The sequence below is a fragment of the Rossellomorea vietnamensis genome (assembly GCF_008180615.1).
Lineage (GTDB): Bacteria > Bacillota > Bacilli > Bacillales > Bacillaceae_B > Rossellomorea > Rossellomorea vietnamensis_D.
The window spans coordinates 1-16,262 of the sequence record NZ_VTEH01000016.1; the positions used below are offsets into that span (position 1 = coordinate 1).

Below are 16,262 nucleotides of genomic sequence, written 5' to 3' on the forward strand. Positions count from 1 at the left end.
GCTGGTGTACCAGTTGTCTTGCCAAAGGCATCGCTGGGTAGCTATGTGCGGAAGGGATAAGTGCTGAAAGCATCTAAGCATGAAGCCCCCCTCGAGATGAGATTTCCCATCACTTTATGTGAGTAAGATCCCTGAAAGATGATCAGGTAGATAGGTCTGAGGTGGAAGCGTGGCGACACGTGCAGCTGACAGATACTAATCGATCGAGGACTTAACCACGAAATAACAGCGAAACTCGGAATACTTTCTTCTTTCTTCTGATACTTTATCTAGTTTTGAAAGAACAATGTTCTTTCAACAAAATATGTCTGGTGACTAAGGCGAAGAGGTCACACCCGTTCCCATGCCGAACACGGAAGTTAAGCTCTTCAGCGCCGATGGTAGTTGGGGGATCTCCCCCTGTGAGAGTAGGACGTCGCCAGGCAAACCAAAGAGTACCCGAAGAGGTGCTCTTTTTTTGTATTCAAAAAAGGGGGAGATCCCCAAAATAGATTCTCATTCCCCGCAGGAGCGAGGATGGGGAGGAGCAAGAAGGTCGAGGACGAGAGGGAGAGAGCACCGCAGTGGGCAACCGCCCATGAGGATGTGAGCGAGCGAAGCGGACGAAGAGATTCGCCGCTCATCGCCATCCTCGCCTTCAGCGCCGATGGTAGTTGGGACTCCCCCTGTGAGAGTAGGACGTCGCCAGGCAAACCAAAGAGTACCCGAAGAGGTGCTCTTTTTTGTATTTAAAATAAAAAGAGAGAAATGCCTTTCCCTCCGCAAAATCCATAAGACGCAGGAGCGAGGACGGGGAGGAGCAAGAAGGTCGAGGACGCGAGGGAGAGAGCACCGCAGTGGGCAACCGCCCATGAGGATGTGAACGAGCGAAGCGGACGAAGAGATTCGCCGCTCATCGCCGTCCGAGCCTTCAGCGCCGATGGTAGTTGGGGCTCCCCCTGTGTGAGTAGGACGTCGCCAGGCGATCCAAAGAGTATCCGAAGAGGTGCTCTTTTTTTGTATTCAAAAAAGGGGGAGATCCCCAAAATAGATTCTCATCGCCGATGGAAGTTGGGGCTCCCCCTGTGAGAGTAGGACGTCGCCAGGCAAAATTAAAGAGTACCCAAGGGGTGCTCTTTTTTTAGAAAAATTCCCCTAATAAATCTTCTCCGGTTACATGAGTGACTAGTTTAAGGAGTAGATAGATCCTCGCGTTGGGCCGTTGGTTACATGAGTGCCCCCTTTTCGGCATAGATATGTAATCACGCTGAGTCTCTGAGGAGATGAGTGACTTGTTTTGGAATAGATATTTCTTCACGTTGCCGCTCTAGATACATGAGTGACTCGTTTTTTGAGTAGATATGTCCTCACGTTGCCGCTCTGGATACATGAGTGACTCGTTTTGGTCGTAGATATGTCCTCACGTTGCCGCTCTGGATACATGAGTGACTCGTTTTTTGAGTAGATATGTCCTCACGTTGCCGCTCTGGATACATGAGTGACTCGTTTTTTGAGTAGATATGTCCTCACGTTGCCGCTCTGGATACATGAGTGCCCCCTTTTCGGCATAGATATGTCCTCACGTTGCCGCTATGGGTACATGAGTGACTTGTTTTTGGCAAAGATATGTCCTCACGTTGCGTCTCTGAGTATATGAGTGACTTGTTATTGGAGTAGATATGTCCTCACGATGCGTCACTGCATACATAAGTGCCCCCTTTTCGTATTAGATATATGTCTTCACGTTGTGGAATTCAACGAAAGAGCTAAGGGTGGAGAGGAGAAGGAAGGTCGAGGATGAGAGGGGGAGCACCGCAGTGGGTGACTGCCCATGAGGATGGGAACGAGCCTAGCAGACGAAGAGATCCGCAGCTCATCTCCAAATAATTTGATGAAAAATAAGGGATGACAAATCGCTTTGAAGTTGTCACTGCTTTTTTGATTGTAAAACAGCCGATTCGAGTTGGGAATCGGCTATCTTCGATTTTACTATCTTATATTCTCTTCAAATAATTCTTCAAAGTTTTCTGGTATGGTGTGGCCCATTCCTTCGATAACGATTAATTTACAAGGAACATTGTATTTTTCAAAAATAGGCATTGCTTCCAGGACGTTAGTATAGTAATAATCTTTATCACCAGTAATAATTACAAACTTCACCTTTGTTTTTTGATGTGTTTTTATTTTTTCTTCAATAATGTCCAGGTTCGCTAGGGTGGGTAACAGCGCAATTACTGTATCGTAATCTCTAGTCGGTTCAAAATACATTTGAATGGCTGTATCTGCTCCTTGGGAGGCTCCGAATATAATTCTATTTTTGATAGCCGATTCAACCTTATCATTGAATTTAACGTCCGAATTCTCAATTTCATTCTTAGCCATATCGTAATCATCCCAATGATAGCAGCCATGACTAAACAGTTGAGAAGATTGAATAAAGGAAAATAAATATCTGTCTCTTAGATTGTCAGTAACTATTTGCTGAGAAAAGTCTAAGGCATTTGAATTTTTCCAATGTAAAGCTGTGATGGTAGTTTCAGATTGACTATTTCCTACCGTATGAAGCAGCGAACTTGAGTTTCGTTTATGAAGATTGTATAACTCCTTGCTTTTGTGGATGATTTCTGCAAATTCTTCAGAGTCCTGAATTAAGGATAAGTCAGTATCGTTTGTTAATATATTTGGATTCCAGTATAAACCTTTATGCAGTACTTCTTTTAGTTCTTTGAGAGCGTCTTTTTTATTATTTTGGATACAGTAAATACCTGTAAGCCAATGTCCTATTCTGTCCACTTTATTAGGAAAAATGGTTTTCGCGTCTTCTAAGCTTTTAATTGCGTCTTGATATTTTTCTTCTTTAATTAGATCGATAGCGGATCTTTGTAAAACTAGAAAGTCTAAATATGTATTTTTCATATTCCCACCCCTTTATCTATAAAGTAATTTATATTACGTTCTAATGCAATGCCTGTTTTTGCTTTTAAATAAGCAAGGGGTAACGGAAAAACAGGTTAGCGAAGTGCGATTTTTTTTCGGATGATAAAATAAAGAGGTTATTTCGAAGTAATGAAGAATTCTTAGGGTATTAACAGCTGTTTTTGAAAAGGAGAGAATCTTATGGAGATTAAAGTGGATGATCTAACGGGGGATGCTATCCAGGAGCTGATTAGGGACCACCTTCGTAATATGGAAATGCATTCACCGGCAGAAAGCAGGCATGCGTTGGATCTGGAGGGTTTGAGGAAGCCTGAGGTCACTTTTTGGAGTGCGTGGGAGGGTGGAGTGTTGGTCGGGTGTGGAGCTCTTAAGGAGATGGATTCCCGTCATGGGGAGATTAAATCGATGAAAACCTCTCCATTTCATTTAAGGAAGGGAGTTTCACGTGGGCTTTTGCTATATATAATGGATGAGGCGAAGAAGCGGGGGTATATACGGCTGAGTTTAGAGACGGGTTCCATGATGGCTTTTGAACCTGCCAGGAAGCTGTATGAGAGTTTTGGTTTTCACTATTGTGGGCCATTTGGTGGTTATATGGAAGATCCGAACAGTTTATTTATGACAAAGGAATTGTGAGGCCGTGCTGGCTGGTAAACGGCGAAAAGTTTAACCAGCCTATTTAAAATTGCTATTTCTCTCAATATGTGTTTGACTTTTCTGTCTTTTTAGCATACCTTTAAATTATAATTCAGAGTTCGAAATAGTCGTTTTTCTGCGGAAGGAATCCCCACCTATCTTCAAACCAGTTTTTCCTCTGTATAACTCTTTATAATAGACTTTGTTTAGTTATACCGCTCTTTTTTTAAATCTATCACTATAAAACTTTTAATATCGAAAGGGGGGGAAGGCGTGAATACCCCGACCGCTGTTAGTAAGGAGATCCATGCCCTTCTTGCCGCTTTTTATGAAAATACCGATGACGCTGTATTGATTACGCAGTTTGCCTCTGATGGTTCCAGGGATTGCTTCTTTATTGGAGCCAATCCGGCTGCTTGTGATCTACTGGGATACGAAATGAAGGATTTATTGAAACTAAATCCTGACCAAACCCTTTTCTCCAATATAAGCAGCATGCTGTTGGACCTTATAAAGAAGCGTCTTATAGAGAAAAAGCGGGCTATGCTGGAAATCGAGCTTTGTATAAAGGATCGAGAATCGGTTGTGGTTGAGATGAAGTCAGCTATGGTTGAGGTCAATAGTAAGCAATATGTTCTCCATATAATCCGAAATATCGAGACAAAAAAAGCTGTGCAGGATGAGTGGCTGGCTGAAAGGAACAGAACGATGGAGCTGCTTGATGGGATACAGGCTTACATCATTATCATGGACCGAAGCGGACGCATTATCAGCATGAATACATTCACTGAGGAGAAGACAGGTTATACTGCGGATGAAGTGAAAGGCAGGGTGATCTGGAATTTCCTTGTGAATGAAGAGCAGCAGATGTCTTTTAAACGAACCTGCCAGGGAGGCTTGAAACCGGAGGAGAATCATGAGAGCTGCTGGATTTCAAAGAAGGGTGAGAAGCTTTTTGTTCAATGGTCAGTTTCCTTTATGAAGGAAGATGAGACCGGAAAAGGGTATATCATTGGTTCTGGAATTGACATTTCAGAGAGAAAGCAATATGAAGAAACGCTGTTGGAGAGTACGCAAAAATATCGCAGCCTTGTAGAAGATAACCCGGATGGCATCGTGGTTTTTTCAGAGGAAAATATGATGTATTTAAATAAGGAAGCCCAGAAGATTTTAGGCTACCCTTCTGAAATGGCCAGGAGGGATTCCTTATTCTCGAGAGTGCATCCTTATGACAGGGATAAAGCTCTGGCTTACTACAAAGGCATGGTCAGCAAGGAAGATTTTTCACATAACATAATTGATGTTGAGGTCATCAGGCCGGATTTCAGCAGAGTGACGGTGGAAGTGAAGGGGATAACGAGGAAGGTGCAGGGCGAGACGTTCATTCATCTTGTGATTAGAGACGTCAGCTTGCAAAAGAAAGCGGAATCTGACCTGAGGAAGATGAACGGGAGGATGGAAAATATCCTGAGTTCCACAGACGAGATCCTCATTGGATTATGTAAAGAACTGCGGGTGACTTTCGTGAATCATTCCCTGATTAAATTGATGGGACAGAAAGAGGGTCACTTGGTGGGAATCCCTGGACAGGCCCTGTTCGATCAGCTGTCTGAAACCGGGGGGAATCAGAAGCCAATTGACCTCCTTAAATTGATGAGTGGATCTGATCCGCAGGAAATTCATGTGCTTCAGAACGGAGTAAGAAAATATTTTGAAGTGAAGGTTCTTTCTCTTGGGTTTGATGAAGGTGCATTGGTTACAATGTACGATATTACTGACAGAAAACTGCTTGAGCAGCAGAGGGGAAAATATTATGACGCAATTGCATGCGGCATTACGGTGCAGGATAGCAGCGGCAGAGTAATTTTTGCCAACCAGAATGCTGAGGAGATTATCGGGCTTCCCAAGGAGAAAATCATGAAGTTAAGCTTGGAAAATCACAAGTGGCTGCTTTTAGATGAGAATGGTGATGAACTCAGCCTCAAAGAGCATCCCTGGAGGAAAGCGGTCAGGACGCAAAAGGAAATCAGAAATTTCATTATGGGCTTTCAACATCCCCAGCATAAAAGCTTGAAGTGGATCCTTGTGAATACGAGGAACGTGCTCATGGAGGAAGAAGATAGGGTTGAAAAGGTGATAGCGACTTTTCAGGACATAACGGCCAAAGTAGAAATGGATAAAATGATTAAAGAGAAGGAAAAACTTGCGCTGGCAGGGCAGCTTGCAGCAGGGGTTGCTCATGAAATCAAAAATCCTCTGACCAGCTCCCTTGGGTTTCTTAAATTAATGCGAAATGAAGAAGTGATCAATCATGATTATCTCAATATTGTTTTGGATGAGCTGGAGAGTATCAACCTAGTCACAAGTGAGTTCCTGGTTTTGGCTGAGCCAGAAGCAGCTAGAGAAGAAGATATCCTGCTGTTCGAGGATGTCCTCATTCCCCTGGTTTCTTCCTTTAAGCGCCAGCTCAGAGAGTGCGGGGCTGAAATAGACTTCCGCATGACCCCTTCCCGGCAGGAACTTCGGGGAGTGAAGGAAAAGATCCGCCAGCTGTTCTTAAATATCTTCAGAAACAGCCTGGAAGCTATGCCTGAAGGCGGGACCATAGATGTGTCGGCTATCCGTGAGCATAAGCATATAGTGGTACGGATCAAGGATGAGGGAGTAGGGATTCCCCCTGAGCGTTTAAAGCGTCTTGGTGAACCTTTTTATTCTATTAAGGAGAAGGGTACGGGCCTTGGGCTTCTGCTTTGCAAGAAGATAGCTCATGAGCATAGAGGGGCGATCGTCATAAAAAGTGTTCAGGGCAGGGGAACAATTGTCGAAGTCAGCCTTCCTGTAACTAATAGAAAATAACCAGAGAGGGTGGATTCCACTCTCTTTTTTTATGAGGTAGAGCTGAAGTAGATGTTTTGCCGATAAAAAGGTGGTTTCCGCTGATAAAAAGGGAAAAGCGCTGATAAAGTATGCGTTTTCGCCGATAAATCTTCACTTTCCGCTGATAACCAGTTCGTTTCCGCCGATAAATCTGTACATACCGCTGATAACCAGCTGTAATTCAATGCCAGCGCAGTCGCCCCTTTTCGCAATTTATCGTAATTTGCGGATTATCTGTTCACAAAAGGGGAAAATTCTAGTAGAGTAGGTAGAAATCCAGGAGCAGCAGGCGGGTTTCAAGTTTGTGCTGTTCCAATGATCAGAGGAGGAGAACGGATTGCTAGAGAATAGTTATGTCATGGTTGCCATCATTCTGATCATTAATATCGTGTATGTTTCGTTTTTTACGATCCGGATGATTCTCACGCTGAAGGGCTACAGGTATGTTGCCGCGTTTGTCAGTATGTTCGAAGTGGTCATATATGTCGTAGGACTGGGTCTTGTCTTGGATAACCTGAATGAGATTCAGAATCTCGCTGCCTATGCCATTGGATATGGGCTTGGAGTTATTGTCGGGATGAAAATTGAGGAGAAGCTCGCCCTGGGTTACATCACCGTCAATGTAATAACAGCTGATTATGATAAAGCCCTGCCGGACAGGTTGCGGTCAAAGGGGTACGGGGTGACCAACTGGGCCGCCCATGGCCTGGAAGGAGACAGGATGGCCATGCAGATTCTGACTCCAAGAAAATATGAAATGAAGCTGTATCAGACCATTAAGGAACTGGATCCGAAAGCATTCATCATTGCGTATGAGCCAAAAACGATCCATGGAGGCTTCTGGGTGAAGGCTGTTAGAAAAATCAGAAAGGAAAATTTACCTGACAATGAGTAAAAATAAAAAGATGTTTGAAGTTGTAGAAAATGAAAGTATTGCTCAATGCCTCGACAGGATGAAACAGGAAGGCTATTCACCTGTAAGGCGGATGGAAAAGCCTGTTTTCAACGAAGAGAAGAAGAATGGCAAGGTGGAATACGTCCCTGCCAGACAACAAATAATATTTGAAGGAAGAAAAAACGTCTAAAATACGAACATTAATTTTCTGAATTTTATTATCGTTCGATTTTTCGTTGACAGTTGCGTTGTGCTGTTGTTATGATGAAAACAACAAGAAAACACCCTCATATAATCTTGGGAATATGGCCCATAAGTATCTACCCGGTTACCGTAAATGACTGGACTATGAGGGAAAGTAGCTGTCTGGTAAACAACCCGGCCATAGGTCTATCCTTTCAGGGGACCGTGCCCAGGCTGTTTGAGCCCGGATTAACTGCTTTCTCTCATGAGAAGCGTTAATCCGGGCTTTTGTGTTTTTAGTGACCTGGTGCCAGGTACACAAAAGTAAACCCAAAAGAGTTTTATAGGTTGATTGAATGCAGCGAACCAAAATATATATTCCAGGAGGTAACAATATGCAGCCAAAAGTAGGAGTTGTCATGGGAAGTACTTCTGATTGGAAAACAATGAAGCAGGCTTGTGATATTCTAGACGAGTATGGCATCATTTACGAAAAAAAAGTTGTCTCTGCTCACAGGACGCCTGACCTGATGTTCAATTATGCAGAGGGTGCGCGTGAGAGAGGATTGAAAGTGATCATTGCCGGTGCTGGCGGCGCTGCGCATCTTCCAGGTATGGTAGCGGCGAAGACGACACTTCCTGTTATCGGAGTACCTGTTCAATCGAAGGCGCTTAATGGGCTGGATTCACTTCTGTCCATCGTTCAGATGCCTGGCGGTGTTCCGGTAGCCACAGTGGCGATCGGAGAAGCGGGGGCGAAGAATGCAGGCCTGCTTGCGGCACAGATTCTTTCCACCCAGGATGAGGAATTAGCCCGCAGCCTGGATGAAAATAGAGAAGCTTTAAGGCAAAAAGTGGTGGAGAGCAGTGATGAGCTTGAATAACAAAGTGATCTGCCCAGGACAGACAATCGGCATTATCGGCGGCGGCCAGCTTGGCAGAATGATGGCATTGGCAGCAAAGGAAGCGGGTTTTAGAATCGCTGTTTTAGACCCGGGCAGCAACGGTCCTTGCGCACAGGTTGCGGATGAAGTGATCTTGGCGGACTATGAAGATCGTGAGGCCCTGGAAAAACTGGCAGCAGTCAGCGATGTGATTACATATGAATTTGAAAATATAGATTATGAAGCACTGAAGGATCTTTCGGAAAAAGCGTATGTTCCTCAGGGAGCCGAATTGATCCGAATCACGCAGAACCGGATCGCGGAAAAGGAAGCCCTTGTATACGGAGGGGTGGAAGTTGCTCCTTATGAAGTCATCACCAATGAACAGGAAATCGGCGGTAAGGCGGATAAGCTTGGCTACCCGGCTGTCCTGAAGACAGCAAGAGGCGGGTATGACGGGAAGGGGCAGGTCGTCCTCTTCAATGAGGAAGATATTCAAAAAGCTGCAGTCCTGCTGGCCAACGGACCTTGTGTTTTGGAAAAGTGGATGCTCTTTGAAAAAGAAGTATCCGTCATTGTGAACCGGACACCGTCGGGGAAACTCAGTGTTTTTCCGGCCGTTGAGAACATCCACAGAGACAATATTCTTCATCAGACGATCGCACCTGCCAGAATAAGCCGCACAGACAATGAGAAGGCTGTTAGTATAGCGAAAAAAGTCGCAGAAACCCTGGATATGGTTGGGACGCTGGCGGTTGAAATGTTTTTAACAGAATCAGGTGAGATTTATGTCAATGAGCTGGCGCCGCGCCCGCATAATTCGGGCCACTTTTCCATCGAGGCCTGCGAGACGTCGCAATTCGCCCAGCATATCAGGGCGATCTGCAACTGGCCGTTGAAAGGCACGGAAATCATCAAGCCTGCAGTCATGGTCAATATATTGGGAGAGCACCTTGAGGCAGTGGTCGAAAGCATCCCGAATCAGCCGGACTGGAGCATTCATCTCTATGGAAAAGATGAACCGAAAGCGAAGCGCAAAATGGGGCATGTGACCATTCTGACGAGTGATATCGAGACAACTTTACAAAAAGTAAATGAAACAGGCATATGGAACAGTAAAGAGATGATCGGAGGAAAACTATCATGATTGAACGTTATACCCGCCCGGAAATGGGAGCGATATGGACAGAGGAGAACCGCTTTCAGGCATGGCTTGAAGTAGAGATTTTGGCCTGTGAGGCTTGGGCTGAAATAGGAGATATTCCTAAGGAAGATGTTGCGAAGATCAGAGAGAACGCCGGCTTTGATGTAGAGAGGATCAAAGAAATCGAAGAAGAAACACGCCATGATGTTGTTGCTTTTACAAGAGCGGTTTCTGAAACACTGGGCGAAGAGCGGAAATGGGTTCATTACGGGCTGACTTCAACGGATGTCGTTGATACAGCGCTGTCTTATGTGCTTCGCCAGGCAAACGAAATCATCATTAAGGACCTGGAGAACTTCATTGAGATCCTTAAAAATAAAGCGATCGAGCATAAGGACACTGTAATGATGGGGAGAACGCATGGTGTGCATGCGGAACCGACCACGTTTGGATTGAAGCTTGCCCTTTGGTATGAAGAAATGAAGAGAAACCTGAAGCGTTTTAAAGAAGCGGCTGAAGGAGTAGAGTTCGGTAAAATCTCCGGTGCAGTCGGGACTTATGCGAATATAGATCCTTTCGTCGAATCTTATGTGTGCGAAAAGCTCGGATTGACTGCAGCCCCTGTTTCCACACAAACATTGCAGCGCGACCGCCACGCCCACTATATGAGCATGATCGCTCTGATTGCGACTTCTATTGAGAAGTTTGCGGTTGAAATCCGCGGTCTTCAAAAAAGTGAAACACGCGAAGTGGAAGAGTTTTTCGCTAAAGGCCAAAAAGGGTCTTCTGCAATGCCGCATAAACGCAATCCGATTGGATCGGAGAATATGACAGGAATGGCCCGTGTCATCCGTGGATACATGATGACGGCGTATGAGAATGTGCCGCTTTGGCATGAACGTGATATCTCTCACTCTTCCGCGGAACGTGTAATCCTGCCGGATGCGACCATTGCCCTGAACTATATGCTGAACCGTTTCAGCAATATCGTTAAGAATCTGACCGTTTATCCTGAGAATATGCAGCGAAATATGAATGCTTCGCTCGGACTGATTTATTCTCAGCGTGTCCTGCTTGCTCTTATCGACAAAGGGATAGCTCGTGAGGAAGCGTATGATACGGTCCAGCCGAAAGCAATGGAAGCATGGGAGCAGCAAGTGCCATTCCGTACTCTTATAGAGGGCGAAGAGAAAATCACATCCAGGCTTTCACCTGCTGAGATTGACGACTGCTTTGATTACCGTCACCACCTGAAGCATGTCGACACGATCTTCGAGCGCTGCGGATTAAAGTAATTCTATAAAAGGAAGAGAGGGGTCTCTTCCTTTTTTTACAAAACATAGACTGAAGATTGCTAATATTCGGTTTTGATTTAGTGCTTTAAAGCGTGAAAAGGGACTGTCCCTCTTAGTGCGGTGAAGCGGTAAAGCACACACTTCAGTATAGAAAAGGGGATTTGTGGGGATGCAGAAGCAGGGTCTTTTATACGAGGGGAAAGCAAAGAGGATCTACAGTACGGAGAACAACGAAGAGGTTTGGGTGGAATATAAGGATTCGGCGACTGCCTTTAATGGGGAGAAGAAGGCAGAAATCGTCGGCAAAGGGGTTTTGAATAACGAGATTAGCAGTCTGCTGTTTTCGAAGCTGAAAAACAAAGGGATTGAGAGTCATTTTATCAAAAGGATTTCAGAGAATGAACAGCTGGTGAAGCGGGTGGATATCATTCCTCTGGAAGTTGTGGTCAGAAATGTTGCGGCCGGAAGTTTAGCAAAACGACTTGGATTGAAAGAAGGAACTGCTTTAAGGCACAGTATCGTCGAGTTTTACTATAAAGATGACGAGCTCGGTGATCCGCTGTTGACGGATGCCCATATTGACCTGCTGGAGCTGGCAAGCCGAGAAGAGGTTGAGTTCCTGAAGATCCAGGGGTTGAAAGTGGATGCAGTGTTAACGGAAATTTTTGAGGAAATAGACATCAAATTAATCGATTTCAAACTGGAGTTCGGAAAAGACAGTGAGGGGCGGATCGTGCTCGCTGATGAAATCTCGCCTGATACCTGCAGGCTTTGGGACATGGAAACAGACCAGAAGCTTGATAAGGATGTATTCCGCAGGGGATTGGGCAGTTTGACAGAGGTTTATTCTATTATTCTGGAACGATTGGGAGGAAAAGAAGCATGTACAAAGTAAAGGTATTTATCACGTTAAGAGAAAGCGTATTGGATCCACAGGGGAAGGCTGTCCAGAACTCACTTCACAGCATGAATTACAGCGGTGTGGAAGATGTGCGCATCGGTAAATATATGGAACTGACAATCTCTCCTTCTGACAAGAGTGTGGAAGAAACCGTTGAGGATATGTGCAGCAAGCTGCTGGCCAATCCGGTCATCGAGGATTACAGCTACGAAATTGAGGAGTTGACGGTTCAATGAAGTTTGCTGTAATCGTATTTCCGGGCTCGAACTGTGATATCGATATGTACCATGCCATCAAAGATGAAATCGGGGAAGAAGTCGAATACGTCTGGCATGACGCTGACAATCTGGAAGACTATGATGCTATTCTTCTGCCTGGGGGATTCTCTTATGGAGATTATCTGCGCTGCGGATCGATTGCCCGTTTTTCCAATGTCATGAGCGAAGTGGTCAAGGCAGCTCAAGCGGGAAAACCGGTTCTTGGTGTCTGCAATGGATTTCAAATTTTGCTGGAAGCTGGACTGCTGCCGGGAGCGCTTCTTCGTAATGATGGCTTGAAGTTCATCTGCCGCACTGTGCCGTTGAAAGTCGAGAACAATGAAACGTTGTTCACAGGAAGCTATGAAAAAGGCGAAGTCCTGCAAGTGCCTGTAGCCCATGGGGAAGGCAACTATTACTGCGATGAAAACACCCTGCAGGAATTGAAAGAGAACAACAGAATCGTATTTTCATATGATGGCGGAAATCCTAATGGAAGCACAGCGGCCATTGCGGGAATCACGAATGCTGCGGGTAATGTCCTTGGAATGATGCCTCACCCTGAAAGAGCAATGGATGACCTGCTGGGAAGCGCGGATGGCCTTAAATTATTTCAATCAATTGTAAAGCACTGGAGGGAACAACATGCCGTTAATGCTTGAGCCGAACGAAACCAGAATCAAGACTGAGAAAATCTACCGTGAGATGGGACTGACGGATGAAGAGTTCACAATGGTGGAAAACATCCTCGGAAGAACGCCTAACTATACCGAAACGGGGCTCTTCTCTGTTATGTGGTCAGAGCATTGCAGCTACAAAAACTCAAAGCCGGTCCTGAAGAAATTCCCTGTGACAGGAGAGAGGGTTCTTCAAGGGCCTGGGGAAGGAGCAGGAATTGTCGACATCGGAGATCAGCAAGCAGTTGTTTTCAAGATTGAAAGCCATAATCACCCGTCAGCGATCGAGCCTTATCAGGGCGCGGCAACAGGTGTCGGCGGAATTATCCGAGATGTATTTTCAATGGGTGCGAGGCCTGTCGCATTACTCAACTCTTTACGCTTTGGAGAATTGGATTCTCCTCGTGTTAAGTACCTTTTTGAAGAAGTAGTCGCAGGCATTGCAGGCTACGGAAACTGCATCGGCATCCCGACGGTCGGCGGAGAGGTTCAGTTCGATGCTGCCTATGAAGGAAACCCTCTTGTCAATGCGATGTGTGTCGGGTTGATCAACCATGAGGATATCCAAAAAGGCATCGCCAAGGGCACCGGCAACACTGTGATGTATATTGGTGCAAAAACAGGACGTGACGGGATTCACGGAGCGACATTCGCATCAGAGGAACTTGGGGAAGAATCCGAAGAGAAGCGCCCGGCAGTCCAGGTCGGCGATCCGTTTATGGAAAAACTTCTATTGGAAGCCTGCCTTGAATTGATCAAGTCGGATGCACTTATCGGAATCCAGGATATGGGCGCAGCTGGGCTTACCAGTTCTTCAGCCGAAATGGCGAGTAAAGCGGGATCTGGTATCGAGATGAACCTCGACCTTGTGCCGCAGCGTGAAAGAGGCATGACGCCTTATGAAATGATGCTCTCTGAATCACAGGAAAGAATGCTGATCGTCGTGGAAAAAGGGCGCGAAGCTGAAATCGAGAAGATCGTTTCCAAGTATGACCTGGATGCAGTGGCCATCGGCCGTGTAACAGAGGACCGTACACTGAGACTTCTTCACAAAGGCGAAATCGTTGCGGACGTGCCGGTGGATGCTCTTGCTGAAGACGCTCCTGTCTATCACAAGCCTTCTCAAGAACCTGCTTATTTTAAAGAGTTTCAAGAGATGAATGCGGAAACTCCGGCTGTGATCGATCACCAGGAAACTTTGGTCAAGCTGCTTTCACAGCCGACGATTGCCAGCAAAGAGTGGGTCTATGACCAATATGACCACCAGGTACGCACGAACACGGTTGTAAGTCCAGGGTCAGATGCAGCAGTCATCAGGATCAGAGGGACGAAGAAGGCATTGGCGATGACTACGGATTGCAATTCCCGTTATCTCTATCTTGATCCGGAAACAGGCGGGAAGATCGCGGTTGCCGAAGCTGCCCGCAATATCGTCTGCTCGGGAGGCGTTCCGCTCGCGATTACGGACTGCCTGAATTTCGGGAACCCGGAGAAACCAGAAATATTCTGGCAGATCGAGAAAGCGGTCGACGGGATGAGTGAGGCTTGTAACATGCTTTCCACACCTGTCATCGGAGGAAACGTTTCTTTATACAATGAGTCAAAAGGCAAAGCCGTCTATCCAACGCCGGTTGTCGGTATGGTCGGGCTTGTAGAGGACCTTTCCCATATCACGACTCAGGAGTTCAAGGCTGCAGGAGATTTAATTTATGTTATCGGCGAAGCTGCAAACGAGTTTGGCGGAAGCGAGCTGCAAAAGATGATGTACGGCAAAATCTTTGGCAAGTCGCCGGCCCTTGACTTGGATGTTGAAAAGAGAAGACAAGAGTCCTTATTAAATGCCATCCGCAAAGGGTATGCCGCATCGGCTCATGATATCGCGGAAGGCGGACTTGCTGTCGCAATGGCAGAATCCACATTCGGTACAACAGGACTTGGCGCTACTATCTGCGTCGGAGCGGATTTGACATCAGAATTATTCAGTGAGACTCAGTCCCGCTTCATCGTCTCCGTGAAGAAAGAACACAAAGAAGCGTTTGAAGCAGAAGTGCCTGACGCGAAGATGGCAGGAGAAGTAAATGATTCAGCTTATCTGAAATTCGTCGATGGAGAAGGCAAAGTCGTTCTGTTATCCCCCGTGGAAGAATTGGAATCAGCTTGGAAAGGAGCTATCCCATGCTTGCTGAAATCAAAGGCTTAAATGAAGAGTGCGGTGTGTTTGGCATTTGGGGCAACAGCAATGCTGCCCAAATTGCCTATTATGGACTTCATAGTCTCCAGCATCGCGGCCAGGAAGGTGCCGGAATTGTTGTCTCGGATGGAGAAAAACTCACAGGTGTGAAAGGCGAAGGGCTGGTAACAGAGGTATTCCAGCAGGGAGCGATCGACAACTTGAATGGTAAAGCAGCCATCGGACATGTGCGGTATGCAACAGCAGGAGGCGGAGGGTATGAAAATGTCCAGCCTCTCCTTTTCCATTCCGGAAACGGAAGCCTCGCTCTCGCTCATAACGGAAATTTGGTGAATGCCAATGCCTTGAAGCATCAGCTTGAAAGCCAGGGAAGCATTTTTCAAACCAGCTCTGATACAGAAGTGCTCGCTCATTTGATCAAGAGAAGCGGATTCCCGACTTTGAAGGACAGAGTGAAGAATGCCTTGACGATGTTGAAGGGAGCTTACGCCTTTATCATTATGACGGAAACGGAAATGATGGTGGCGCTGGATCCCAATGGGTTAAGGCCTCTGTCACTCGGGCGCATCGGAGATTCTTACTGTGTGGCATCAGAAACATGTGCATTCGACATTACGGGCGCGGAATTCGTTCGTGACGTCGAGCCTGGTGAATTATTGATCATCAATGATGAAGGAATTACTTCAGAAAAATTCACGATTTCTTGCAACACGTCTGTTTGTACAATGGAGTATGTTTATTTTTCAAGACCGGACAGCAACATCCATGGCATCAATGTTCACAGTGCCCGAAAACGGATGGGCATTCAGCTTGCGAAGGAAGCCCCGATTGAGGCGGATGTGGTCACAGGAGTGCCGGATTCGAGTATTTCCAGCGCCATCGGTTATGCCGAAGCATCAGGCATTCCCTATGAAATGGGCTTGATCAAGAACCGGTATGTCGGCAGGACGTTCATCCAGCCTTCCCAGTCGCTTAGGGAGCAGGGTGTGAAAATGAAGCTTTCCCCAGTAAGAGGCGTAGTGGAAGGAAAACGCGTGGTGATGGTTGATGACTCGATTGTCCGCGGAACGACAAGCCGCAGGATCGTCACGATGCTGAAGGAAGCGGGAGCGACAGAGGTCCATGTGGTCATCAGCTCGCCTCCGATCAAGAATCCATGCTATTACGGAATTGATACCAGCACTCATGAAGAACTGATCGCCAGCACCCGTTCAGTGGAAGAAATCAGGGAGATCATTGGAGCAGATTCGCTGACATTTTTAAGTGCGGAAGGAATGGTGGAAGCTGTCGGCCGGAAGGATTCTTCTGAAAACCGGGGCCACTGTCTTGCCTGCTTTACCGGCAAATATCCGACTGAAATCTACCCGGATACCCTTCATCCTTATGAAAAAGAGCTCGTACGCTAG

Annotated in this window: 13 protein-coding genes, 2 rRNA genes and 1 riboswitch; of the genes, 14 read left to right on the forward strand and 1 reads right to left on the reverse strand. The window is 46.2% G+C overall.

The genetic code is table 11. The features are described from left to right. Both FZC79_RS17430 and rrf read left to right on the forward strand, forming a co-directional pair. Positions 1–219, forward strand: a 23S ribosomal RNA gene (locus FZC79_RS17430); the annotation flags it as partial. 88 nt (positions 220–307) lie between these two features. Continuing rightward, a 5S ribosomal RNA gene (gene rrf, locus FZC79_RS17435) occupies positions 308–424 on the forward strand. A 1,544-nt stretch (positions 425–1,968) separates the two neighbouring features. Here rrf and FZC79_RS17440 read toward each other — a convergent pair. Further along, positions 1,969–2,895, reverse strand: coding sequence for a hypothetical protein (locus FZC79_RS17440; protein ID WP_148948036.1), 927 nt, complete (start codon positions 2,893–2,895; stop codon positions 1,969–1,971). Positions 2,896–3,096: 201 nt separating this feature from the next. Between FZC79_RS17440 and FZC79_RS17445 the strand changes: the two genes are divergently transcribed. The 12 genes from FZC79_RS17445 (at position 3,097) to purF (ending at position 16,262) form a co-directional block, all read left to right on the forward strand. Then, a complete protein-coding gene (locus FZC79_RS17445; RefSeq protein ID WP_148948037.1) occupies positions 3,097–3,552 on the forward strand; it encodes a GNAT family N-acetyltransferase in 456 nt (151 codons plus the stop codon). A 273-nt stretch (positions 3,553–3,825) separates the two neighbouring features. Then, positions 3,826–6,408 (forward strand): PAS domain-containing sensor histidine kinase, encoded by a 2,583-nt coding sequence (locus FZC79_RS17450; protein WP_148948038.1) that lies wholly within the window; start codon positions 3,826–3,828, stop codon positions 6,406–6,408. Between the two features lie 358 nt (positions 6,409–6,766). Beyond that, on the forward strand, positions 6,767–7,324 hold the full coding sequence (locus FZC79_RS17455) for a DUF2179 domain-containing protein (protein ID WP_148939535.1): 558 nt from the start codon (positions 6,767–6,769) through the stop codon (positions 7,322–7,324). Beyond that, complete coding sequence (locus tag FZC79_RS17460) at positions 7,317–7,514, forward strand: NETI motif-containing protein (RefSeq protein WP_148948039.1); 198 nt, start codon at positions 7,317–7,319, stop codon at positions 7,512–7,514. Before FZC79_RS17455 ends, FZC79_RS17460 begins: the two co-directional genes overlap by 8 nt. Before the next feature lie 77 nt (positions 7,515–7,591). Next, positions 7,592–7,693, forward strand: a riboswitch (purine riboswitch). A 209-nt stretch (positions 7,694–7,902) separates the two neighbouring features. After that, a complete protein-coding gene (gene purE, locus FZC79_RS17465) occupies positions 7,903–8,391 on the forward strand; it encodes a 5-(carboxyamino)imidazole ribonucleotide mutase (protein ID WP_148948040.1) in 489 nt (162 codons plus the stop codon). Further along, the gene (gene purK, locus FZC79_RS17470) at positions 8,378–9,538 is read left to right on the forward strand and encodes a 5-(carboxyamino)imidazole ribonucleotide synthase (protein WP_187442853.1); all 1,161 of its coding nucleotides are present in this window, start codon (positions 8,378–8,380) and stop codon (positions 9,536–9,538) included. Before purE ends, purK begins: the two co-directional genes overlap by 14 nt. After that, the gene (purB, locus tag FZC79_RS17475) at positions 9,535–10,830 is read left to right on the forward strand and encodes an adenylosuccinate lyase (RefSeq protein WP_148948041.1); all 1,296 of its coding nucleotides are present in this window, start codon (positions 9,535–9,537) and stop codon (positions 10,828–10,830) included. Before purK ends, purB begins: the two co-directional genes overlap by 4 nt. 169 nt (positions 10,831–10,999) lie before the next feature. Next, positions 11,000–11,725, forward strand: coding sequence for a phosphoribosylaminoimidazolesuccinocarboxamide synthase (gene purC / locus FZC79_RS17480; RefSeq protein WP_148948042.1), 726 nt, complete (start codon positions 11,000–11,002; stop codon positions 11,723–11,725). Further along, complete coding sequence (purS, locus tag FZC79_RS17485) at positions 11,713–11,967, forward strand: phosphoribosylformylglycinamidine synthase subunit PurS (RefSeq protein WP_148948043.1); 255 nt, start codon at positions 11,713–11,715, stop codon at positions 11,965–11,967. The genes purC and purS overlap by 13 nt, the downstream gene beginning before the upstream one ends. Then, complete coding sequence (gene purQ / locus FZC79_RS17490) at positions 11,964–12,650, forward strand: phosphoribosylformylglycinamidine synthase subunit PurQ (RefSeq protein WP_148948044.1); 687 nt, start codon at positions 11,964–11,966, stop codon at positions 12,648–12,650. Before purS ends, purQ begins: the two co-directional genes overlap by 4 nt. Next, complete coding sequence (gene purL / locus FZC79_RS17495; protein WP_148948045.1) at positions 12,634–14,865, forward strand: phosphoribosylformylglycinamidine synthase subunit PurL; 2,232 nt, start codon at positions 12,634–12,636, stop codon at positions 14,863–14,865. The genes purQ and purL overlap by 17 nt, the downstream gene beginning before the upstream one ends. Next, positions 14,841–16,262 carry an amidophosphoribosyltransferase gene (purF, locus tag FZC79_RS17500; RefSeq protein ID WP_148939543.1) on the forward strand — a complete coding sequence of 474 codons (1,422 nt, stop codon included), beginning with the start codon at positions 14,841–14,843 and terminating at the stop codon, positions 16,260–16,262. The genes purL and purF overlap by 25 nt, the downstream gene beginning before the upstream one ends.

Excerpts from the sequence above, each read along its gene's own strand:
- FZC79_RS17440 (WP_148948036.1), bottom strand. The coding sequence starts at position 2,895 with ATGAAAAATACATATTTAGACTTTCTAGTTTTACAAAGATCCGCTATC.
- FZC79_RS17445 (WP_148948037.1), top strand. The coding sequence starts at position 3,097 with ATGGAGATTAAAGTGGATGATCTAACGGGGGATGCTATCCAGGAGCTG.
- FZC79_RS17460 (WP_148948039.1), top strand. The coding sequence starts at position 7,317 with ATGAGTAAAAATAAAAAGATGTTTGAAGTTGTAGAAAATGAAAGTATT.
- purE (WP_148948040.1), top strand. The coding sequence starts at position 7,903 with ATGCAGCCAAAAGTAGGAGTTGTCATGGGAAGTACTTCTGATTGGAAA.
- purK (WP_187442853.1), top strand. The coding sequence starts at position 8,378 with ATGAGCTTGAATAACAAAGTGATCTGCCCAGGACAGACAATCGGCATT.
- purB (WP_148948041.1), top strand. The coding sequence starts at position 9,535 with ATGATTGAACGTTATACCCGCCCGGAAATGGGAGCGATATGGACAGAG.
- purC (WP_148948042.1), top strand. The coding sequence starts at position 11,000 with ATGCAGAAGCAGGGTCTTTTATACGAGGGGAAAGCAAAGAGGATCTAC.
- purS (WP_148948043.1), top strand. The coding sequence starts at position 11,713 with ATGTACAAAGTAAAGGTATTTATCACGTTAAGAGAAAGCGTATTGGAT.
- purQ (WP_148948044.1), top strand. The coding sequence starts at position 11,964 with ATGAAGTTTGCTGTAATCGTATTTCCGGGCTCGAACTGTGATATCGAT.
- purL (WP_148948045.1), top strand. The coding sequence starts at position 12,634 with ATGCCGTTAATGCTTGAGCCGAACGAAACCAGAATCAAGACTGAGAAA.
- purF (WP_148939543.1), top strand. The coding sequence starts at position 14,841 with ATGCTTGCTGAAATCAAAGGCTTAAATGAAGAGTGCGGTGTGTTTGGC.